Source organism: Candidatus Xiphinematobacter sp. Idaho Grape, from assembly GCF_001318295.1.
Classification (GTDB): Bacteria; Verrucomicrobiota; Verrucomicrobiia; order Chthoniobacterales; family Xiphinematobacteraceae; genus Xiphinematobacter.
This window is the reverse complement of record NZ_CP012665.1, coordinates 643,088-665,725: the sequence shown is the minus strand read 5'-3', so window position 1 is coordinate 665,725 and position 22,638 is coordinate 643,088. Positions and strand designations below refer to the sequence as shown.

Annotated in this window: 19 protein-coding genes and 1 pseudogene; 13 read left to right on the top strand and 7 right to left on the bottom strand. The window is 48.2% G+C overall.

Features of this window, described 5'->3' with window-relative positions:
- Positions 1-233: 233 nt before the first annotated feature.
- Together AMD24_RS03130 and AMD24_RS03125 are read right to left on the bottom strand one after the other, a co-directional pair.
- Positions 234-2,615, bottom strand: coding sequence for a DEAD/DEAH box helicase (locus AMD24_RS03130; RefSeq protein WP_062100619.1), 2,382 nt, complete (start codon positions 2,613-2,615; stop codon positions 234-236).
- A 32-nt stretch (positions 2,616-2,647) separates the two neighbouring features.
- Positions 2,648-3,067: a secondary thiamine-phosphate synthase enzyme YjbQ gene (locus AMD24_RS03125; protein WP_062100618.1), complete on the bottom strand. Its 420-nt coding sequence runs from the start codon at positions 3,065-3,067 to the stop codon at positions 2,648-2,650.
- Positions 3,068-3,518: 451 nt separating this feature from the next.
- Between AMD24_RS03125 and rpsO the strand changes: the two genes are divergently transcribed.
- Both rpsO and pnp read left to right on the top strand, forming a co-directional pair.
- Positions 3,519-3,803: a 30S ribosomal protein S15 gene (rpsO, locus tag AMD24_RS03115; RefSeq protein ID WP_269464968.1), complete on the top strand. Its 285-nt coding sequence runs from the start codon at positions 3,519-3,521 to the stop codon at positions 3,801-3,803.
- 11 nt (positions 3,804-3,814) lie between these two features.
- On the top strand, positions 3,815-5,947 hold the full coding sequence (gene pnp / locus AMD24_RS03110) for a polyribonucleotide nucleotidyltransferase (RefSeq protein WP_256379091.1): 2,133 nt from the start codon (positions 3,815-3,817) through the stop codon (positions 5,945-5,947).
- Positions 5,948-5,973: 26 nt separating this feature from the next.
- Here the strand turns inward: pnp and AMD24_RS03105 are convergent, their stop codons facing one another.
- Positions 5,974-7,128, bottom strand: a complete 1,155-nt coding sequence (locus AMD24_RS03105; protein WP_062100615.1) for a glycosyltransferase family 4 protein — start codon at positions 7,126-7,128, stop codon at positions 5,974-5,976.
- Between the two features lie 68 nt (positions 7,129-7,196).
- Complete coding sequence (locus AMD24_RS03100) at positions 7,197-7,853, bottom strand: ABC transporter ATP-binding protein (protein WP_148565188.1); 657 nt, start codon at positions 7,851-7,853, stop codon at positions 7,197-7,199.
- A gap of 152 nt (positions 7,854-8,005) precedes the next feature.
- Here AMD24_RS03100 and pstS point away from each other — a divergent pair, with 152 nt between their 5' ends.
- From pstS to phoU, 5 genes are all read left to right on the top strand, one after another.
- Positions 8,006-9,034, top strand: coding sequence for a phosphate ABC transporter substrate-binding protein PstS (pstS, locus tag AMD24_RS03095; protein WP_062100613.1), 1,029 nt, complete (start codon positions 8,006-8,008; stop codon positions 9,032-9,034).
- 9 nt (positions 9,035-9,043) lie between these two features.
- Complete coding sequence (pstC, locus tag AMD24_RS03090; RefSeq protein WP_062100612.1) at positions 9,044-9,985, top strand: phosphate ABC transporter permease subunit PstC; 942 nt, start codon at positions 9,044-9,046, stop codon at positions 9,983-9,985.
- The gene (pstA, locus tag AMD24_RS03085; protein ID WP_062100611.1) at positions 9,982-10,857 is read left to right on the top strand and encodes a phosphate ABC transporter permease PstA; all 876 of its coding nucleotides are present in this window, start codon (positions 9,982-9,984) and stop codon (positions 10,855-10,857) included. The genes pstC and pstA overlap by 4 nt, the downstream gene beginning before the upstream one ends.
- A 137-nt stretch (positions 10,858-10,994) precedes the next feature.
- Positions 10,995-11,747, top strand: a complete 753-nt coding sequence (gene pstB / locus AMD24_RS03080; protein ID WP_062100890.1) for a phosphate ABC transporter ATP-binding protein PstB — start codon at positions 10,995-10,997, stop codon at positions 11,745-11,747.
- A 51-nt stretch (positions 11,748-11,798) separates the two neighbouring features.
- A complete protein-coding gene (gene phoU / locus AMD24_RS03075; RefSeq protein WP_062100889.1) occupies positions 11,799-12,476 on the top strand; it encodes a phosphate signaling complex protein PhoU in 678 nt (225 codons plus the stop codon).
- Between the two features lie 298 nt (positions 12,477-12,774).
- Here the strand turns inward: phoU and AMD24_RS04420 are convergent, their stop codons facing one another.
- Complete coding sequence (locus tag AMD24_RS04420) at positions 12,775-12,957, bottom strand: hypothetical protein (RefSeq protein WP_158404372.1); 183 nt, start codon at positions 12,955-12,957, stop codon at positions 12,775-12,777.
- Positions 12,958-13,319: 362 nt separating this feature from the next.
- Between AMD24_RS04420 and AMD24_RS03060 the strand changes: the two genes are divergently transcribed.
- The 6 genes and pseudogenes from AMD24_RS03060 to AMD24_RS03035 all read left to right on the top strand — a co-directional run bounded on the left by AMD24_RS03060 (position 13,320) and on the right by AMD24_RS03035 (position 19,555).
- Positions 13,320-14,591: a Glu/Leu/Phe/Val family dehydrogenase gene (locus AMD24_RS03060; RefSeq protein WP_062100608.1), complete on the top strand. Its 1,272-nt coding sequence runs from the start codon at positions 13,320-13,322 to the stop codon at positions 14,589-14,591.
- 396 nt (positions 14,592-14,987) lie between these two features.
- On the top strand, positions 14,988-16,712 hold the full coding sequence (locus AMD24_RS03055) for a serine hydroxymethyltransferase (RefSeq protein ID WP_082383037.1): 1,725 nt from the start codon (positions 14,988-14,990) through the stop codon (positions 16,710-16,712).
- A 177-nt stretch (positions 16,713-16,889) separates the two neighbouring features.
- A pseudogene (locus AMD24_RS04465) lies at positions 16,890-17,183 on the top strand (hypothetical protein); the annotation flags it as partial.
- A gap of 305 nt (positions 17,184-17,488) precedes the next feature.
- Positions 17,489-18,652, top strand: a complete 1,164-nt coding sequence (gene holA, locus AMD24_RS03045) for a DNA polymerase III subunit delta (protein WP_062100606.1) — start codon at positions 17,489-17,491, stop codon at positions 18,650-18,652.
- Positions 18,653-18,788: 136 nt separating this feature from the next.
- A complete protein-coding gene (locus tag AMD24_RS03040; RefSeq protein ID WP_062100605.1) occupies positions 18,789-19,097 on the top strand; it encodes a hypothetical protein in 309 nt (102 codons plus the stop codon).
- 107 nt (positions 19,098-19,204) lie between these two features.
- On the top strand, positions 19,205-19,555 hold the full coding sequence (locus AMD24_RS03035) for a YbjQ family protein (protein WP_062100604.1): 351 nt from the start codon (positions 19,205-19,207) through the stop codon (positions 19,553-19,555).
- Between the two features lie 33 nt (positions 19,556-19,588).
- Here the strand turns inward: AMD24_RS03035 and AMD24_RS03030 are convergent, their stop codons facing one another.
- Both AMD24_RS03030 and AMD24_RS03025 read right to left on the bottom strand, forming a co-directional pair.
- Positions 19,589-20,494: a branched-chain amino acid ABC transporter permease gene (locus AMD24_RS03030; RefSeq protein ID WP_062100887.1), complete on the bottom strand. Its 906-nt coding sequence runs from the start codon at positions 20,492-20,494 to the stop codon at positions 19,589-19,591.
- 615 nt (positions 20,495-21,109) lie between these two features.
- On the bottom strand, positions 21,110-22,249 hold the full coding sequence (locus AMD24_RS03025) for an ABC transporter substrate-binding protein (RefSeq protein ID WP_158404370.1): 1,140 nt from the start codon (positions 22,247-22,249) through the stop codon (positions 21,110-21,112).
- Between the last annotated feature and the right edge of the window lie 389 nt (positions 22,250-22,638).

Sequence of the window (22,638 nt, the reverse complement as noted above, 5' to 3'; positions counted from 1 at the left end):
CTACCAGGAGGGATTGAGGCTAAATTTCCCTGTTTCAGGCACGGGAAGCATAGTAACGCTTATTCTGGCCTAGAATAAGGAGCCGCTGTTTCTCTTCAAGAAAGCACGTAGTCAAAACCGCTGCTAGCCGCCAGATCCCTGACACACTTTTGGTGGTGGTTGCCACAGCTAGTTCTAGGAGAGTGATGGTGCGAACCCTTCTGGCTAAGGATGATCGCGACTCCTCTTCCACTTTAAGCAATGAGCTCCCGTAGTTCTATAAGTGACAGCCGGTTAAGCGCTCCCTCCAGGTCAAGGACCCCACTCAGCAATTCCTTCTTGGCCTGTTGCATACGTAGGATACGCTCCTCAACAGTGTTACGCGCGATAAGCTTAATAGAAGTCACAGTGTGTCTCTGACCAATACGATGTGCACGAGCTGTAGCTTGCTCCTCAATTGCTGGATTCCACCAGGGATCAAAGTGAATCACTGTATCTGCCGCAGTCAGGTTGAGTCCTACTCCACCTGCTTTAAGGCTGATTAAAAAAACAGTTAGTGAACAATCTTCTTGAAATCGGTCAACAACGTTTTTGCGGTCCCGCGTGGTTCCATCCAGCCTACAGTAGCGGATTTTTTCTCCGTCCAGAGCCAGCGCTATAAGGTCCAGCATAGAAGTAAATTGGCTAAAAACTAGCACACGATGGTTTCCGCCTATGACCTCCTGCATCAGCTCTAGCAATGCTGCAATTTTTGAGGAGGATTCCCTAGCTTCCGGATGGATGAGACGGAGATCACAACAGAGCTGTCTCAAACGTAATAGGGCAGTTAAGGTCAACATACGGGCCGCATCAGAATCAGATTTTTTCATGAGTGCATCAATCTTTCTTCGAGCGGCAAGTTGAAAGGCCACGTACGCTTCCTTTTGGTTTCTGCTTAGCTCCACCTCTGCCACTTTTTCAATCTTATCGGGGAGATCGTCTAAGACCTCCTGCTTTAGCCGCCGCAAAACATAAGGCTGGATACGACGGAAGAGACGACGTGCTATATCGTCTCTTCCCTCCTCTTCAAGAAGAGGGATTTCGTAACGATCCCTGAAAGACTGCAGTGGACCTAGATATCCTGGAAGAAGAAAACGGAACAGGGCCCACAAATCTTGTATGGAATTTTCGATGGGGGTTCCAGTGAGGATAAACCTGCTCTGTGCGCGAAGGGTATAAACGGCCTTTGCATTTTGACTTTCCGGGCTCTTAATGTGTTGGCCCTCATCCAAAATAATAACGGAGAACTCAATATTCCGATATTGATCTATATCACGTCGCAAGAGTGCATAACTTGTTATGCTTAATCCATACTCCAGAATCCTTGAAAAAAGTGCTGCCCGTTTTGGGCCACTTATGGTGGCCACCCTTAGTTCAGGGAAAAACTGTTTGGCTTCTCTCTCCCAGTTCCAAACCAAAGATGATGGACAAACTACCAATGCAGGTCCACCTATAGACTCTAGCATGGCAAGTATCTGTACTGTTTTCCCCAATCCCATCTCATCAGCAAGGAGGCCACCAAGGCCAGCCCTCGATCGTTCCAATAGCCACTGTACCCCTCGGATTTGGTATGGACGTAGACGCCCCTTCATACTCCCCAAGTTCCCTAATCGCAGCGTATCGTCGACTGGAGATATAGTCGGTGATATACCGGACCACATCGCTGTACTATCCTGCAGATAGGGAGCAAACATTGCAGGAATGTGCCACACTCCACCCCTCTGAACTGGGTTACAATCCCGCAGCACCTCTTCTATATCAGTAAGCTCCGGCACATTGAGTGTGGCTATACTACCGCTTTTTAGGTGGATGTAAGAACGTCCTCTCACAAGAAGTTTCTGCATATCTGCCTGGGAAAAAATGGCCTCTGTGCCAGCTGTGTAATGAATGTGAAAGTCCAACCAACCACTCGCATGCTTGCAGATGGCAAAGTGAGGCTCAATGGACACAAGGTTCGCAGCAATACGACTCCATCTCGTTCCTTCTATGATTTTCCACTTGCTACGTAATTTAGGAAGACCTGCGGCATAAAAGTTGAGTATTGCCCCTTCTCCCCGAAGATGCATGTACCCTCTGCCATGCTCAAATCCCCAGGCACACAATTCTGCAAAGACAGTATTTTCTGCCGCAGGATTCCGACAGCCAGGTTGCGAATAATGAAAACGGAGCTGAACTTCCATATGATGAAGTGAACCCTCTAGGAATAGTTCCACTTGTGGGAATTCGCTCTTTACATCTTCATCTTCCTCACTTTCTGGGCTAGAAAGGGGAGTAGAAGTTGGTAGAGTAGCAGGGATTGATGGAAGTAGTAGACTTAACCCTATGGCCACTGAGTGTTCGCAGATGGTTCCATAGAGACGTGATTCCTTGCAAGAGCATAGATTGTCTACATCAACAGAGCTTCGGACCAGCAAGCCAGAAAAGAACCGCCTTCCGCGGATCTTAATTTTTCCCTTGAGCATCGGCGGCTCATAAGCAACTTCACTAATTAGACTATCAGCACATAGGCGTCTTGCCTTAAGGAATACCTGTGCTCCCCCCATAGACATCAAAATTTTCTCTGTCAATTCCACAGGTAAGTATTTTGGAGGGGTCATATAATCGAAACCTGTACCACAGCACAAACACTCTAGATTCCTATAGCAGTTATATCTACCACTCTGGAGTGAGCAGTTTTACGATGTTCAAAGACAAATATCCCCTGCCATGTTCCCAGAGTGAGACTGCCACAGACGATGGGAAAAGTTTCGCTTGTGCGGGTAAGTGCTGCGCGTAAATGACCAGTGGAATCATCTGACCCTTCTGTTGTATGTACCAAATTCGGATCTCCCTCCGGTACCGCGCGCTCAAAATAGGCGTGCAAGTCTTCGCGGGCAGTGGGATCAACATTCTCATAAGTTACTAGGCTAGCACTTGTATGCCGAATAAATACTGTCACTACCCCTGTCCGAACTAGTGATTGCCGTACGACTCCTTGAATTGCTTGGGTAATCTCATAAGTCCTCTTCCCACGAGTAGAGACAGTGATAAATTGATGAAGAACTTTCATGAGCAGTATTTACAAGAAAGGGTAGCCCGTTCTTTCATGGAAAAATCCCACCCCTCAGGGGGAATAATGGCGCCAGTCGTTCTTGACAAGAGTAATTGGGCAAGCGAAGAGAAAGATGGTTAGCGAAGAGTCCAACCATCCCCCTCGGGAGGGCCCGTATTATAAATGTTGCTTATCGATTGCCGCCCGCAATCCATGCCGCCATACATCCAATCCACAATCACATGTGCAAGTGTAGCACACTCGTATGTTGAGATTTCAATCATTTTGCCGCTGATCTCGGTCGCATGATCCCTATCCAGACACCCCTCGTTCTTCCAGCGCATAGTTAAATATCTCTAAAAACTGCTAAATGGTACCCTTCCACACAATAAACTCCTTATAAACTCCTTACCTTTTTCACCTTGTCAGCACGAAAGAATAATGTTACCTTCAGCGCGAGGTTGCTTTAATGAAGAAACGAGTTATGCTTAGGGCGGATGGTCCTGGGATAGAGGGGCAGCTGCGCCTACACCAGCGAGATACCGGCAGCGCAGACGTACAGGTAGCCCTCCTCACGAGCCGGATTAACCGGCTAACGGAGCATCTCAGGGGGCATAGGAAGGATCACTCCTGTCGGAGGGGTCTTGTCAAGCTCGTGTCTAACCGGCGCCGTTTGCTGGATTACTTAAGATTAAGAGGTGTCACCTTTGAACGTTATCAAAACGCCAGGGAGAAGCTCCAACTTCGAAAATAGGAAGTAAAAATTTGTACTCTGTAACTCGTCAAATAGGGGAGAGAGCAATCACCATTGAAACAGGGAAAATGGCGAAGCTTTCCGATGGTGCTGTTACCGTCCGCTGTGGGGAGACCATCGTTCTCGCCTCTGCGGTTTCGTCGGCAACCCTCAAGGAAGGGCAGGATTTTTTTCCTCTCACCGTAGATTACCGTGAAAAGGCGGCCGCAGCTGGCAAGTTCCCTGGAGGGTATTTCAAAAGGGAGGGGCGCCCTACTGAAAAGGAGACACTGACCTCCAGGATGACTGATCGCCCTCTCCGCCCCCTTTTTCCGAAAGGGTATTTTTATGACACACAAATCATCAGTCTTCTGTTGAGTGCTGATGGGGAGAATGATCCTGATATTCTCAGCATCAATGGTGCCTCTGCCGCGCTTGCTGTTTCTGACATTCCATTTGCCGGGCCGGTGGGTGCTGTGCGTATAGGGTATATCTGTGGGGAGTTTATTGTGAATCCTACTCACACACAGCGCGCTCAGAGTGATCTCGACCTCGTTTATGTAGGAGATGGAAAGAATGTCATTATGATCGAAGGTACCGCGGGGGAGTTTCCCGAATCTAAACTGATTGCAGCACTTCCCATTGCCCGCAGGTATGTTGCCACTCTAGTCGATGCTCAGAGAGAGCTTCAGCGCCTTGCCGGAAGAGTTAAACGCACGGTACCTCTACTCACTGTATGTACTTCTCTGTCGGAGACCGTCCATCAAGTGGCAGGGAATCGTGTCGAGACGGTCCTCTACATCCAAGACAAGCGGGCTAGGGAAAAGGCCATAGGAGCCTTAAAGGAGGAGGTGAGAGCCGCTGCGCTTGCGAAATATCCGCAGGCAACTCCTTTTGACCTTGCTCAGGCATTTGACCTCCTCCAAAAGAGGGCGTTTCGCATCGGCATCCTAGACCGCCAGCAGCGCTGCGATGGACGTGGGCTCCATCAGCTGCGCCCCATTATCTCCGAAGTAGGGTTGGTCCCGCGAGCTCACGGTTCGGCGCTGTTTCAACGTGGTGAAACTCAGGCCGTTGCTCTAGCAACTCTTGGTGCCATTGATGAGGCTCAGATGATTGATGCCTATGGTGGGGGGGAAGGAAGCAAGCGGTTTATTCTTCACTATAATTTTCCACCATTTAGCGTCGGAGAGACTGGCCGGCTAGGCGGAAGCAGCAGACGGGAAATTGGGCATGGGGCTCTTGCCGAGCGTTCCATTGCACCTGTTGTTCCTATTGAGGACGAATTCCCCTATGCCATCCGCATTAGTAGCGAAGTAATGGAGTCCAACGGTTCCACGTCGATGGCTTCTGTCTGTAGCGGAACTCTCGCTCTCATGGATGCAGGAGTCCCGATTAAGCGGCCTGTAGCTGGCATCTCTATTGGCCTTGTCGCTGAGTTTGCAGATGACGGGTCTCTAGCTCGTCACGCTACCTTTACCGACATTATCGGCTTGGAAGACCATTTTGGAGATATGGATTTCAAGCTCTGTGGCACCTCTGTGGGAGTAACTGGATTCCAGCTCGACCTCAAGATACCTGGGATTGGTCATGAAATCCTGGCTGAAGCCATTGCTAAGGCTACAGAAGCCAGAGTGCATATTCTTCAGCAAATGGTTGCAACTATTTCTGCACCTCGTGCAGAGCTCAACCCTTATGCTCCTCGCATTGAAACCATTTGCATCCCTAGTGAAAAGATTGGACTTCTAATTGGCCCTGGTGGGAAAACTATCCGAGGCATCGTTGCTGAGAGCGGAGCAGAGATTAATATTGAAGATGACGGCTCTGTCCGCATCTACTCTAGTAACAGAGAGAGCCTTCAACGAGCCAAGGAAATCATTCAAGGTATGGTCAGAGAGGTCGCGGTAGGTGAGATTTATCAGGGTGCTGTGGTATCTATCAAGGAATTTGGCGCCTTCGTCGAGATTCTTCCAGGAAAAGATGGGTTGGTGCATATTTCCGAACTTGCTGACTCACACGTAAGAAGGGTAGAGGACGTGCTTTCTATTGGAGATAGTATCTGGGTACAGTGTATTGGGATTGACGAAAAAGGGCGCGTGAAACTCAGCCGGAGAGCAGCTATGAAAAGGCGTAGCGTTGAGTCCGTTCTGTCTCCAAAAGAATAGAACTATTCCCCTTTTGTTTCCCTTACTTAAGGGCAGCTTTCTGCTAGTACTTTATTATAAACCCGTACGGTTTCCTGCATTCGACTATCGAGTGAGAATCGCTCTCTGCCCTCCATTGCTGCCTTCCTTGCAAGCTTTGATCGTAGCGGGCTATCCTCTGCCAACTTGAGCATCGCCTCAGCTAGAGCCTCTACATTGCCAGGAGGCACCAGTAATCCTGTTTCCCCAGCGCTGACTACCTCTGGAAGGCCACCAACACAACTTGTAATCACCGGCTTTCCAAGACAAATAGCCTCTGGCGCGGTCCTAGATTGGGCCTCCCTCAGGGAGGGAACCACTGCAACATCTAGGGCAGCAGTTGCTGCTGCTACATCCTCCGCGTGTCCATGTAAAATTAGAGGGGTTTCCCTAGAGAGGGATATTGAATTCTCTGGTTTCCATCCATTATAGCCAAATTCCCTCTGCACAATCTCTAGGCACCTTACTCGCATCGAAGAACCCTGTTTGACGTTGTCCCCAACAACAACAAAACGGGCTTTCGGCGAATACTTTCTAACAATTGCAGCTGCCTTGATAAAGATACCCTGTCCCTTTTCAGGGCGTAGCATGCCCACACAACCAAATAAAATGTCCTGCGGAGTTGCTCCCCAAAGAAGACGAAACTCGTTTCCATCTACATTTGGATGAAAGCGCTTAATATCTACTCCCTCTCCGATAACGGTCATCTTCTCTGACGGAATCCGATTGTACTGCAAAAGGGCATTGCGAATTACCCTTGCGGTGGGTAATAGATGATCACATCCGTACCGGTAGCAGAACGTCCTAAAAAAACTCCTTCCCACTGGGTTAGTAATGTGACGACTTCGAACTATCGGGACGCCAAATAACCGCAAGGGGACAGCTATCCAAGCATCAATCGGACTATGCGTGTGCACTAAGTCACATTTAAGCTTACGGACCAGTCCATACAGTTTCCAGGTGGATGGAGGGGCAAAGATAGACACCATCTTTAGTGGTAGCACGCACATACCATGGGTAAGTCCAGCTTGGAAAAGTTCGCTATCCGGATTGCATGCTATCCAAGCATGATGTCCAGCTGCATTTAACCATTGCACCTCATCAGCAATTCGATACTCTTCCCCACCGGAGTTGAGCCCAGACTCTACGTGCAAAATACGCATTTCCTATCTCATCTTCTGGCGTCTAGGTATTTCTCGTGTATCTCCCATTGCTTCCATGTGGAAAAGAGTTACCCCGTTTTCAACCTTACCCATCGATCTCCACGTCGAGTAAGGTGTGGATCATGAGTAACCACCACAAGAGTCAGATCTTCTTGGTGTACTAGGTTTAGAAGGAGATCAATGATTGTCTTTCCAGTGCGTAAGTCCAAATTTCCCGTGGGTTCATCCGCAAATACAATGATAGGCTTGTTGATGAGAGCTCTAGCAATCGCAACACGTTGTTGCTCCCCACCACTTAATTCTGCAGGCAGATGATGCCCACGCTTCCCTAGGCCTACCTGATCTAAAAGCTCTTGAGCGCGGCTGGTGGGCCGATTACTGAGGATCATGGCCGGCAAGAGTGTATTTTCTAGGACAGTTAATTCAGGAAGGAGGAAATAGGATTGAAATACGAATCCCATTCTAGAGTTTCTCAACTTAGCAAGCCGAACATGGCTCACCTCATAAAGAGACACACCCTCAAAGAGAACCTGACCCGATTCAGGCCGCTCTAACCCTGCTAAGGCGTAAAGTAGGGTTGTTTTACCAACACCCGAGGTACCGCAAATAAACACAGTCTCCCCACAGGAAATTTGCAGATCGACACCGTTAAGGACTTCCACGCATTCTTCTCCTACCCGGAAGGACTGACAAAGCTTAACTGCCTCTACCTGTACTGCGGACACCGGCACGGATGGTAAAGAAACCTTATCTAGGAACGCAACCAAAAGTCGAAAAACTTTTCCCCGAGAGGGTTATACAATTAACACTTTTTCCTAGCATTTCTTCAAACTGAAGAAGACACAAGGAGGGAGAGAGGTCAATTTTGTCGTCATCCATGAAGTTCTTTCTACTTATCCCCATCTGGATAGCTACATTATTTCTAGTTATGGCCGCCTTCTCAAGTACGGAAAAACAGATTTTCCTACAAGGAATAGGAGCTTCTTTTCCCTCCCCTCTTTATCAACGCTGGATCGCCGAGTTTAGGAAGATACGCCCTGACATTGAAGTAAACTACCAAGCGATTGGAAGCGGTGCAGGCATTAAAGGTTTAAAAAGGAATGTTGTAGACTTTGCTGCAAGCGATGTTATAGCCCCTGAGGAGAGTGTAGCCATCCCAAAGGGTATTGTAACAATCCCGGCTATTGGAGGGTCAATTGTCTTAGGCTATAACCTTCCTGGTATTACCTCCCTCAAGCTTTCTCGCAAAGCTTACACTGATATTTTTCTTGGAAAAATTACCTGCTGGAATGATCCTAATATCGCCTCCATAAACCGTGAAGTAGTACTTCCAAATCTTCCTGTCCTCGTCGTAACGCGTTCGGATGGAAGTGGGACCACCTTCGCGTTTACCCGCCATCTCTCTGCAATCAGCCAAGATTTTAAGAAAGCTATTGGTGCCAACAAATCTGTAGCTTGGCCTATTGGTGTAGCTGGAAAGGGAAATGACGGGGTTACCACACTTATTAAACAAATCCCCGGTGCCATTGGTTACATGGAATATAGCTACGCTGTCAGCAGCAAGGTCACGTTCCCCAAACTACAAAACAAGTCCGGAAACTTCGTAAGAGCCACGCCAGCAAGTGGCTACGCTGCTTTATCCTCCGTCTCCTCATCTGAGGATTCCCCCACAGATCCGGATGGAAGGGAGGACTATCCCATTGTCACCTTCAGTTGGCTCCTTCTGCATAGAAGCTATGAGGACACTGAGAAGGGCAGGGCTCTTAAGGCCTTTGTAGGTTATGCTCTAACCACTGGTCAATCATTTGCTACGCAACTTGGCTACGTTCCCCTTTCATCCCTAATGGTAAAGAAAACTCAAGAGAAGCTGATAAGTATAAATAAACCTCGATCTGTAACAGAATAGGCTCTCACTATGAAGGAGAAGAGAAAAGGGGGAAGATTGTCTTGGCCAGACTGGTTACACGTCCTCTGTTGGACAGCTGCAGCAGCTACTGTTGCACTCTTGGCATGGATCGTCCTAGAAATTTTTAGCCAAGCACTTCCTTCCATCAGAAAATTTGGACTGCAGTTTTTTATCCACGTTTCTTGGGATCCCAACACAAACCGTTTTGGAGTGCTTCCTTTTCTGGTTGGCACTACAATGAGTTCTGTCCTTGCACTCCTTATTGCCTTGCCTCTTGGGGTGGCAATTGCAATCTTTTTAAGCGAGGACTTCCTCCCTTCCGTATTTCGCCAATCCATCCGTTTTGTAATAGAGCTTCTTGCTGCCATTCCTAGCGTGGTTTATGGGCTTTGGGGTATTGCTGTGGTGATTCCAATTGTCCGAAGAGGCGGCAATTGGCTGTCCAGCTCCCTAGGATTTATTCCTCTGTTCCAGGGACCTGTTTTTGGCAACAGCATGCTGGCTGCAAGTTTGATCTTGGCCCTCATGGTGCTGCCTACCATCACTGCCATTTCTCGTACTGCTCTGGTTGACGTGCCTAAAACTTTGAGAGAAGGAGCATATGCACTCGGAGCAACCCGTTGGGAAGCAATTCTCGGTGTTATTTTGCCAACTGCAACCCCTGGCATCGTTGCTGCAACCATACTCGCCCTTGGTCGGGCCATGGGGGAGACAATGGCCGTAGCCATGCTTATTGGGAATAGTACACGGTTGACGTTTTCTCTTTTAGCTCCAGCTGGAACTCTGGCTAGCCTGTTAGCCAATCAATTTGCTGAGGCGGAAGGACTACAAGTTTCCTCTCTGATGCATGCCGCACTTTTACTGATGTTGCTTACTCTTTTGGTGAACGCCACAGGAGAAATCATCCTTAGACGCACTCAGCGTACTACAGTAAAAATCCGCCAACGATGAGTCCCATAAACTCCCTGAATTGTCTGGTGGATGCATCCAAGGCACAGAAGGCAAAATTGCGTTCCTCTCTCAGCACTTTTTTAAGTTTCGTTTGCATTGGCCTTTCGCTTCTCACGCTTGTTCCTCTATTATCAATCGTCTTTCTCGTACTCAGGAACGGCATCCTGCTTCTAACACCCTCTCTTTTTACCAGTCTTCCACCTGCGGCGGGACTAGCGGGAGGTGGATTCGGAAATGCTGTCATTGGCACCGTTATCATGGTAGGCCTTGCCTTAATCATTGCAGCCCCAGTTGGTGTTCTTGCCGCAATTTATATCAATGAATACGACCGTAGCTCCAGATTTTCCTGCACAGTGCGTTTTGTAGCTAAGCTGTTAACTGGTATTCCATCCATTATTTGCGGAGTCTTTGTCTTTTCCATCCTGGTTATCCACATAGGATTTTCTGCCATGGCAGGTAGCGTCGCCCTTGCCATACTTATTCTTCCCACCATCCTTCTTACCTCTGAACAGGCCTTGTTGGGAGTACCCTATTCTCTGCGGGAAGCTTCCACTGGATTAGGTGCCACTATATTCCAAACTACCTGGTGTGTAGTGCTTCCTGAAGCTTTGCCTGCTATGACGACCGGTCTTATGCTGGCAATTGCTCGTGCTGCAGGGGAAACAGCTCCAGTACTTTTTACAGCGCTCTTTAACCCTTACTGGCCTAAGTCTCTTGGATATCCTACTGCCTCCCTCTCAGTACTTATTTACAACTTTTCCAACATCCCATATGATCACCAAGTAAGGCTAGCATGGGCCGCTTCGTTGGTATTGGTAGGTATCGTTACCATCACCAGCGTCACCGCGCAGCTTCTCGTTAGAAAAAAGTGATTCCTAACCGGTTGCAAGCGGATTCCAAAGTGGAGTACCATACCCACCTAGTGGTTCCTGGTGCTCAGAGTGTTGGTGTGCAATGTAACGATGAAGAGAGTTCGTCCCTGATTCTAGAGCCACGGCCTGTAAGGCGGATGGACCTACTTTCGGTTCAAAATTTCAGCTTCTACTACGGTTCTAAGAAAGCGCTTCATGGTATTTCCATGGAGATCCCTGAAAGGGAGGTAACCGCCTTTATTGGCCCTTCAGGATGTGGCAAGTCAACTCTCTTACGCAACTTCAATCGCATGAATGAGTTAATTGAAGGGGTACACCATGAGGGTGATATCACCTTGATGGGGAGAAGTATCTACGGCCCACAGATAGAGGTCATCGCATTACGGAGGAGAATTGGTATGGTCTTTCAAAAATCAAATCCCTTTCCCAAGTCTATTTACGAAAATATCGTATACAGCCTCCGGATTGCCGGACAAAGTAAGAAGAACCTCCTGGATCAAACTGTGGAGCGGAGCCTACGAGATGCCGCCCTTTGGGAAGAAGTCAAAGACCGCCTTCACGAAAGTGCGCTAGGGCTTTCAGGGGGTCAAATGCAGCGCCTCTGCATTGCCCGTGCCATCGCAAATCAACCCGAGGTGCTTCTCATGGATGAGCCCTGTTCAGCCCTTGATCCCATCGCTACTGCTAAGGTTGAAGAACTCATCCAGAGACTTAAACAAAAACTCACTGTCGTTATAGTTACCCATAACATGCAGCAAGCCACACGTTGTTCTGACCGAACCGCTTTCTTCTATCTCGGGTATCTCGTCGAGTACGATACTACCACAAAAGTCTTTTCTAATCCTGGAAAGAAACAAACAGAAGATTACATTACGGGGCGTTTTGGCTAATCTCCCTACGTTGGAATGGAGAAGGAGGGGCATGAGCGCCTGGTAAAAAGGATGAATGCACGTATCTCACGCCACATTTTGGGTACATTCGAAGCTGCTATGACTTCTCTGCGAACGAACGTGCTTATGATGGCAAGTCTTACTCAGCGAAACTTACAAAACTCTCTCATTGGATTAACTCAACGTGAAAACCAACCTTGCACAACCGTCATTGCTGACGATGAAGAAATTGATGCTCTAGAGGTGCAAATTGACCGAGACGGCACTGAGACAATGATGCGCTTTAATCCGGTTGCCTCCGATATGCGCGAAGTCCTGGCTACCATGAAACTCAGCGTTCATCTCGAACGTATCGCCGATCAAGCTGTTGGAATCGCACGCAGAGTTATTCAACTCAACTCGGTTCCGTCAGTTCCAGAAGTCATAGCAACTCACGAAATGTTCTGCCATGCTACTAACATGTTTGTGGATGCCCTACAGGCATTTGCTAATCGCAACATCGAACTTGCCCTAGCACTTAGATCGCGTGACAGAAGACTAGACGACATGAACAAGGAAATCGCTGAGAAACTTAGCGATACCATGCTGAGGGATGTTTTTCGTGTTCGCACCTACTTGAATTTAATTTTTATCGCCCGCTATATTGAACGCATCGGAGATCATTCCACCAACATCGCGGAGGATACAGTTTTTCTTATTTCAGCACTGGACATTCGACACCAAAACTAGGTTTCCAGAGAAAATCCCCAAAAGGGCAATACAACCTCCAAATGGAAGGAGCGCTTAGCAAGCGCATTCTCACTCTAGAGGGTAACCACTGCGACTACAAGTGCAAGTCTCATATGCAAAAAGGTATTTGCTACGCGCCACTTTCCCACAGGAAGCACTTTTTTGGCTATACAGAATAAGGTTTTTTATTGCCTCGCAATACAGAGGAATGCGGTTGTCTGTTTCCGGGCAAGATACCGCTTGGAGAAAGATTTCAAGTAAGATATGCATACAAGGACGGTCCCTCTCCCGTGCCAGGTCAGATGTCACCCCCCTCTCTCACGGCCTCCGCTATACCATAAGACTTAATGACTAAAGTCCATCCATTGCAGGAGAAGATATTACTTCCAGTAGCAGCAAAAAAACTGAGGTAGAAATACGGAATGGCACCTATATCTCCCCAAGCGCTCGTTAGCGGAGAAGGGTGCCATTTTCTGTTCACTCTGAATAAAAATCTTCTAACGCATTAGGTGGATACATCACCTGGGGGATACATCACCTCCCTGTCGCCTCTTGGTGTAGAAAAGAGACCACATTCTTTGCGCTGGGTCTTTAGGCACTCGCTACTTGCGCCAGCCAGACACATTCTATCAGGAGTACTAGAGCAGGCGGGGAGGACATGCAGACTTACACAAAAGAGGACACCAGCCCCCTTGTTGTGAAAAGATCTTTTTACCAAATGCATGAACAACACTTGACTGGCCACCGCCGTCTGGGATTTTACTACCTGCAAGGTAGAAGTGGCTGCGGTAAATTGACTAGTAGAGCTTAGCCTCATCGACCCTCCGCTATCTCAAAAAGAATATGGAACGAGAAATCCATTTGGATCCCACCTTTAAGATGGCTCGGCAGCAGTTCGATACTGTGGCTGACATGTTAGAGATCCACGATGGTGAACGCGACCAGCTTATCCTTCCTAAACGAGCGATCTCCATATCGATCCCTATCCATCGTGAAGATGGAAGCATCACTGTCTTCCAAGGCTACCGCGTACAGCACCATCTTGCCCTTGGTCCTACAAAGGGAGGCACCCGTTTTACACCTTCCTTGACTTTAGGTGAATCTGCAGCACTGGCTGTATGGATGAGTTGGAAATGCGCCCTTGCTAGTCTTCCCTATGGGGGCGCAAAGGGAGGGGTTGCCGTAGATCCCAGAAGCCTGACTTCAGTTGAGCTTCAAAGGATTTCTCGCAGGTACATGTTGGAGATGATTCCCTTTGTCGGACCACAAACGGACATCATGGGGCCAGATTTAGGTACAAATGAGCAAATCATGGCCTGGTTTATGGATGCTTACTCCTCCCATTCAGGAAAGTCAGTTGCTGAGATTGTCACCGGAAAACCAGCAGCCCTGGGTGGATGTGCTGGAAGACGCGAGGCTACTGGCCGCGGTGTGACATTTCTTGTGGAGCGTGCTTTTAGCCATATGCAGATCAATCCACAGGGTCGTACTGCCATCGTGCAGGGGTTCGGCAATGTGGGCTCTGTAACAGCCTGCGGTCTTGCCTATCGCACTGGAATGAAAATTATCGGCATTAGTGACCAGGCAGTCGCCATTTATAACCCCAAGGGAATTGATGTAGCCATGGCAGATCGCTACGCTGCAGAACACAACAAGAGTTTGGCAGGATTTTCAGGTGGAGAAGTCATTGATCCTGAGGAACTCCTGACCCTTCCTTGTGATGTACTGATTCCAGCTGCTATAGAGCGCGTTATTACGGCGTCCAACGCTGGGAAACTTCAATGCCGTATTCTAGCAGAAGCTGCTAACGGCCCTACAACCCCGGAGGCTGACGCTATTCTGGATCAAAGGCGAGAGGAGATTTTCATCATACCAGATATCCTCTGCAATGTGGGCGGCGTTGTAGTATCCTACTTCGAGTGGGTTCAAGATATGCAAAACTTCCTCTGGACCAACACAGAGGTAGTTGACAGATTATGCAGGATTCTGGAGAGTGCTTTTTCCGCAGTAGTACGAAGAGCAAAAGAGAGGGGTATTTCTCATCGGAACTCGGCCCTCTCTATTGGTATTGAGCGCGTCCAAGCCGCTAAGCGGCTGAGGGGCTTGTTCCCATAAGAGGGGCCATGATTCGTGGTGTTTTGCCTTATGGTGGCAAAAGAGGTTGGCTGTTACCTTTACATCCCCCTATCGCGCGACCGAACTAGGATTCTTCCTGAGAAGAGGGAAGAAAACCTAGGCAAGGATATTATGTTGTACAGCCAGGCAGGGGGCGGGTCCTGAGAAATGACACATCCTTCTTTCTAGAACCGGCATCTCTTGAGGATGGATGGCGCCCTAGGTGCTTAGGGATCGTCGTGGGCTGCGTTTTCTCATATAGGAAGGCATTCCATTGAATGATCACACTCTGCGAAGAGACCCCCCCCACTGCTCTGGGGGTTGCTTGGTTTCAGGCATTGACTTCAACCCCTAGCAAATTACTCTAACCCTAGTCTTTGTCTCTCTTCTTCCTTGATGAAATCGGTTTTGTTCGTTTGTACAGGAAATACTTGCCGTAGTCCAATGGCAGAAGCTCTTCTGAAAAAGCTGCTACGTGGCCGAAAAGACATCGAGGTGCAGTCTGCCGGTCTCCACGCTATCCCTGATGTCCCCCCTAGTCAGTTTGCCCTACAGATTCTTCATGAAGAAGAAGACATTAACATCTCCTCTCATCGGAGCCATCCTCTTACGGAGGAGCACATTAAGCATGCCACGCATATCTTTGTTATGAGCCGTGAACAGAAGAGAAGACTCGTATTGTTTCATCCATCCGCTACGAGCAAATCTTTTCTTCTTCGTGAGCTTGAGTCCGATACATCTCTAGATATCCCAGATCCTATTGGGAACGATCTGGAAACATACCAGCGGTGTAAGGATGCAATTAAGAGTGCTGTGCAAAAAATTCTTGGTCTTTTAGACTATAATGCTACTCCCTCCTTCTTCTCTTCTTCCCTGCAACTGGGAGCTTTAGATCCTGAGATCGCCCAAGCAATTTGCAGGGAGCAACGCCGCCAGCTTGAGCATATCGAGCTTATTGCCTCAGAAAACTATACAAGCGTTGCGGTGATGCAGGCTCAAAGTTCTTGCCTCACAAATAAATATGCAGAAGGCTACCCTGGAAGGCGGTGGTATGGTGGCTGTGAGTTTGTAGACGCCATAGAGTTGCTTGCTGTTGAGCGTGCGAAAAAGCTTTTCAAGGCTGAGCACGCAAATGTGCAGCCCCATTCGGGAAGTCAAGCAAACATGGCTGTATGCTCTAGTTGTCTAGAGCCTGGCGATCGTATTTTGACGATGGATCTTGCTCATGGAGGACACCTTACCCATGGCCATAAGGCAAATTTTTCTGGAAAACTCTACGAAATACACCACTACGGAGTTGATCAACAAACAGAACAGATTGACTACGATGCTTTAGCTCGTCAGGCCGAGACGATTCACCCTAAGCTGATCATAGCGGGAGCCTCTGCTTATTCCCGCATCATTGATTTTGCTTTATTTAGGCAAATTGCTGATCTGGTCGACGCATTGTTGCTTGTGGATATGGCACACATTGCTGGTCTGGTCGCTGGTGGGGTACATCCCAGTCCCATTCCCTACGCTGATTTTGTGACTGCCACTACCCACAAAAGTCTCCGTGGGCCACGTGCCGGGTTAATCTTATGTAGGCAACGGTATGCCAAAAAGATAGACTCAACGGTCTTTCCTGGTATACAAGGCGGTCCTCTACCGCACGTTGTTGCGGCGAAAGCTGTATGTTTCTATGAGGCACTCCAGCCCGCTTTTGTGTCCTATACACGGCAAGTCATTTCCAATAGCAGGCTACTGGCTAGTCAACTTTCTTCACTAGGCTATCGCATAGTCTCTGGTGGCACAGACAATCACATGTTCCTCGTGGATCTCCGTCCTCAAAACATTCGTGGAGCCGAGGCCCAAACTATCCTAGATAAGGCTGCCATTACGGTTAATAAAAATGCGCTGCCATTCGACACAGAGCCTATCACAAAGACTGGGGGCGTTCGTCTTGGTACGCTAGCTGTGACTACTCGAGGAATGAAGGAAGAGGCCATTGGGGAAATTGCAGACTTTGTCGATGCTTCCCTCAAAGTGCGTTCGGACGATCAGGCTCTTGCGAAGATCCGTTCCAAGGTTGTTGACTTCACTCTGAAGTTCCCCCCTCCTGCAACTCTCCCTAGTGGATAGAATCCCACCAGTGGCTCTGGAAGCTGCTCCGGCAAACTTGCACCAGCGTGGTTTATTGAACAAGGCAAGAGAAAGTGCAACTGAATTACTCTGTTTTCCAATTTTTTTCCATCCTACCTACAGAATAGTGTCTCTTGTCCTTTCCATAGCTTCTACTAATGGGAAGGTTCTTACCTTACAGAACTTCTCCTTAAGAAGGAATACACAGTACACGGAATTATCCACTGCTCTTCTGCATTTAACATCAGCCGTGCAAGACTCCTGCATGAGTCAAGACCTGAGGAGGTCTCCTATAACTTTAGACTTAGGGGGGTGCAGAATCGTGTGCGCATTGCTTTCTACGTTCCAGAACTTTGTGGCAACCACTACTGGCGTATAAACTACATTGGGTGCTTGAGGAGTTCAGGAGCCCCCCACAAGAGAAAACAACCCCCCCCTTGTTATCCACGCTTCCTCCCTACTGCCAAATGAAAGTCGGGCATGTTTTCCTAACTCCCCCCCTATCTCCACCTCCCTCATCTCTCAGAAGGTTTTTCTGTTACCGATCCGGGGTTTTGGCGAACACTTTTCTTGCAGCCAGAAGGTAATACAGCTATGCTGGAGGGTCGGGAATTCCTGCTGTAATCCCCGGCTTTTTCCGTAGCACCAGGATCGATGGGCTGAGTTGTATACCTAAAAAGACACGGAACTGGCGCCAGGTGTCTGTCTGCCAGGACTTCCAGGATTCTCCACCGCGTAGCTGACGCTTGTAGACTCATGAGCTGGATAGCCCGAATATGTCTGCCGCACTACTCCATAGGCCGGATGGGACCTTTTATATTGTAACAGGCTCAGACGAAGCTGCGGTCCAACTCGCCGCTGCAGATTTGGCAGAGCGCCTGGTGCCACACGCGCATTCCTTTGCTAGGGAAATTATTGATGGTGCCACAGAAACGGTTGGTCACGCGGTAAAGGTCATCACGAGTACTATTCAGGCTCTGCTAACTGCTCCACTCCTATATGAAAACAAGTTGGTTTGGTTAAAAAATGCCTCGATGCTCACGGATCCCGTGCTTGGGCATTCAACAGTCCTTAGCTCTGCCCTGGAAGAACTGCAAAATACCCTGAAATCGGGCATTTCTACTGGTGTCTTCTTTCTTCTAAGCACGCCTGGTGCAGATAGGCGAAGATCCACTTATAAATCATTAACCAAGCTGGCAAAGGTAATAATTTGCGATAACCCCAGCTCAAGATGGCACATCTCCAATGCTGATATCACTGAATGGATAAAAAAAAATGCCGCCAAGCACCACTTTTGCTTTGAACCTGCTGCTCTAGATCTCTTTGCGATTCGTGTCGGGGAAAGCACCTCCCAGGCTGAGTTAGAGCTTCAAAAACTTTTCGTCTCGTTAAGTTCAGAAGACGGCAATACCATCACGGAGGCTGTGGTACGAGAGTTAGTTCCTGCCACGCGTGCGAGCAGCATCTTTGACCTCTCCAATGCGATCTTGACCCGAAATGCGCCCCTTTGCTTAGAGTTCCTCCGACAACTTATCCTCCAGGGCGAGCATGCCATAGGCATCCTTTTAGTAGCTATAGTTCCTACCATACGTAACCTCCTCATCGTTAAAGCTCTCATAGAACGCCATGATATCTCTCCACCCACACATGCGAACGCCTTTGCTCACTTAATTAGAAAACTTCCCACTAGCGTAGTTTCTCATTTTCCAAGAAAAAAGGACGGCACTCTAAACACATACGCCCTTGGGCTTTCCGCAATACACTCCGCCAGATACTCGCAAGCGGAACTGAGAACTGCCCTAAAGAAATGTCTAGAAACAAATCGATTGCTCATCAATCCTTCTCCACTGGAAGAAGCGACAGTTCTCACGCATCTCCTTTTGCGTATTGTAGGGAAGACAGCAACGAATACCGACTATATCTCCTCTGCTTATTCTTAAGAGTAACGGGTTAGAGTGATAAAGGTCACATATCCTACTAGCCCTTCCCAATACCACTTCTCCTTGAGTCTAAAGTCAGCTATCCTGTGAGAATGCGAAAGTCGTAGTCTAATACTGCTAAGGAGCAGAAGTCTCTGTGAACCGCTTTTTGTCGCTTTTGCCCACTGCCTTCATTATAGGGTTAGTCGGCTGTAAAGTGTTTGAGCCAGTCATCTCCGTTTGTGATTCTACCAACACACAAAGGGCCATTGTCCACGATGGACCCGAGAGCTATTTTATTGGAAGACGGATGTATAAAGTAGACTACAATGCCTTGCCCCTGACAGAAAGCAAAATAGGATTGGATTTGATAATAATCATGAGTACTCCCTTAGGGGATATTTTTCCGGCCAAACCGTATATGAGCCTGCAAGTAACCAATTTTATCCAGAGTTTGTTTTGCTAAAAGCCGATCTCCTTTCTGTTGCACCAACTAATATCTACCGATATAAGGAACAACTTAATCCAAACTGCCGTTTGCTTGTTACTCCTCATCCTTAGGGCGCAAACGATATGGACTCCGTAAATTTCTTCACTACTACTGCAAACGAGTTAGTAGGATACCAAATAGTCCGCCAGTTGGGGATTGTGCACGGTGCTGCCATACGCTTCTCCATTGGAGCTCAGAGATTTCTGGACTTCTTGAAGATGATAACTGGCAACCGAAAAACTCTGTGTACCAGAGTCTGTGAAAGGGCCCGCCAAGAGGCCTTACATGTGCTCATCGCGCAGGCATCGGAGCGTGGAGCTAATGCTCTCCTCGCTGTCCATTACGACAGTACCGAACTTCCACAGAGCATCACGGAAGTCTTTGCCTATGGAACGGCCGTTGTTGTTAAACCAACAAACTTTCCTTCTCCATGAAGGAACCAGATCTTCCGAGCGTATGCTTCCAGTTTAAACTTTCTCTTGGACTACCTTGCCAAGAATCCCCGTCGGGCGCAGTAAAAGGATCAGAATAAGAATGCTAAACACTACAGCATCTCGATAAGAAGAGATTGAAGAGCCTCCAATTAGGCTTTCTACCACACCTAAGAGAATCCCTCCTAGGGCTGCGCCAGGTAGACTTCCAATCCCACCTAACACTGCTGCAACAAAGGCTTTCATGCCCGGTAGAATCCCCATGAGAGGATCAATAGAATGGATGTTCAAGGCATAAAGGATCCCCCCAGCACCAGCAAGTGCAGATCCAGCAGCGAAAGTGAGAGAAATAATAATATTTGTGTTAATCCCCATGAGTGAGGCTGCCTCTTGGTTGTGAGCTAGCGCCCTCATAGCCAGGCCCAGTCTGGTGCGCAACACTAACAAGCGTAACACTAAAAGTAATATTCCAGATACTCCAAGCGCTACTAAATGGTTAGAGGCCACACTCAACCCAAATCCCAAGGGAATGCGAAAGGATGGAAGAAGGCTAGGGAACGGTTTAACATTGACACCAAAGAGAATTTGGCCACCGTACTCTAGCAAGAGAGACACACCAATTGAGGTAATTAGCACTGTGAGCCTTGGGTGCTTCCTCAAGGGGCGGTAGGCGAAAAATTCGATGGAGACCCCCAGCAGGGCGCAGATTACCATTGTCGACATCAACACTGCAATTCCAACCGGTATCAGTCCAAAACCACCTAAGAAAACTTGCATCCTCGGAGTCAAGTAATAGCCAACAAAAGCTCCCACCATTAGAATGTCTCCGTGCGCGAAATTAATGAACCTCAGCACACCATATACCATACTGTATCCTAAAGCGATAAGCGCATAAATCGAGCCAAGCGAGAGTCCGTTAATCAGTTGTTGAGAAAATTCCATTTCGGAGCAAAAGCCCTCTAGGTAAGTAAATTTCCTGTCCTGTACACGAGAATTACTGCAGATCCTCTGGGTTCCAATTTTGCCGCGCACCACCCTCCGGTTTTAGAAACCTCGCAGGGCGTCTCAGCAGAAGTCCCTTCCAAGGCTTTTCTACTAGCCCGTGGGGCATACACGCCCCCCTCCAGCTTTGCGCTGCATAAGTAGCTCTAGGAGTATGGAGAGATAGAGTATTCCATAGCGACATCCTTTTAGTGGACTTATAGGAACGTAGGCAAGATAGCAATACAGAAGGAAAATACTGCATTCTTCCACATAATTTATCATGAACTGTTGCTACATGTACGCAACACCCTTAAAGCCTTACCTTTCCAAGGGCCTCTCCATTTCCAGGAGCGAACACTTGGCAACAAACATCTCCGTACTTGTGCATGCGCTTCATTCATGGTGAAGCTTCAGAGCACATGAGAGAACCTAAACCTGCCATTTCGAGCGATGGAAGCAACCTTCCAATGCATCTCCCTGAATCGACTCTACCGCGTAGACGGTTGTCCTCCATCCCTTTTCCTTATACTTTATTCGCATAGGCATGCTATCCAACTGGGGTGTATCACAACCCTATTGAGGAGGAGGCTCCTTTCGGATGAATTCAAACCGCCCATGGCAAACACGCAACAGCACCATAGCTTTGGCAGGATCACCGTTTTTGTCAAAGGTAATGCTACCGCTAACAGCTCCATAATTACAGGTCTTTGCAAGGGCATCACGAATCGCGTGCCGAAAACGCTTGAGCCTACCTGGGTCTTTCAGGTTAACATCTGGACCGTCGACCTTAGCGCGCTCAATAGCATTCACCATTAATTTGAGCGCATCAAAACCTGTTACGGCAAGAGCCATAGGCTTAGCATGTTGGCCATATTTACTCCGATAGCTCTGAACGAAGGATTGTACAGTAGGATCGGGATCATCAGCAGAAAAGCTGTTTGTGAAGACTGCTCCTTCAGCCGCCTTTCCTGCCACATTGACAAAAACTGGAGAATCCCAGGAATCTCCGCCAAATGTGGATAGGTTTAATCCCAAAGACCGTGCTTGTTTCATAATGGTGGCACACTCTGTATAAACTCCCGGTAGAAAAAGGCAGTCAGCGCCAGAGTTCTTAATGGTAGTAACCTGGGCCTGGAAATCCTTGTCGTGAGCATTATAACTTTGCCTTTCTACAATGTCGCCACCCAATGCGATGAACTGCTTTTTAAAACTGTCGGCCATGGTGGCACTGTTATCTCTGCTAGAATCCACGAGAAGTGCGGCCTTCCTTTTCCCTAAGAGATATATGTATCGTGCTAGAACCTCTCCCTGCTGACTATCACGATAACTTATGCGAAAAACATAGTTCCCAATTTTCGTAACCCTGTCATTGGAAGCAGAGTTGGCCAGCAAAGGAACATGATATCTTTGGGCAATAGGCGCAGCCTCCAAGGTGCGTCCCGAGGAAACCTCTCCAATGAGAGCCACCACACGATAGCGGCTAATAAGTTCTCTAGCAATGGCTGAAGTCTCCCCTGGTTTAGATTGGTTATCACGCACAATGATCTCTAGAGGACACCTTAAGGAATTTTTCTTGTTCCATTTCACCAATACCCCTCCCTGAGCATTGATTTCTTTCATGGCCATCTCGATTCCCTTCATCACTTCCTGACCAAAACTAGCTTCTGCCCCAGTAAGCGACTGGAACACCCCAATGCGAATTGGTTCTTGCATATTGCCAACTTGTCTGTCTCTCCCTCTCTGGAGGGCCTGGAAGGAAAATATTGAAAGGACAAGAACAGCGGATAATACAAGAGTCAAGTTCCTTAGAGAAATCATCTGAGACATGGGAGACAAGAAGGACACGGAGTGTTCACATCAGGGTAATTCCGCACACAAAGGTATGTGCTCCTGGCTGTTAGAAGCTCACTAACCTTTTAAAAGCAAGGAAAGAGCGCAGACCCCCTTTCACAGTGTTCCGCCTGTGGGAGACAGGCTCGCGAAAATTGCTCCCACTTGCCAAGCAAAAAAAGCACTGCTTTCACGGAAAAGTGGGGACGCAGAATATTTTGCTTCTTTTGCTCGTTGTTTCTCGGTAGCCTGCCCCCCCGCTAGGGTACCTT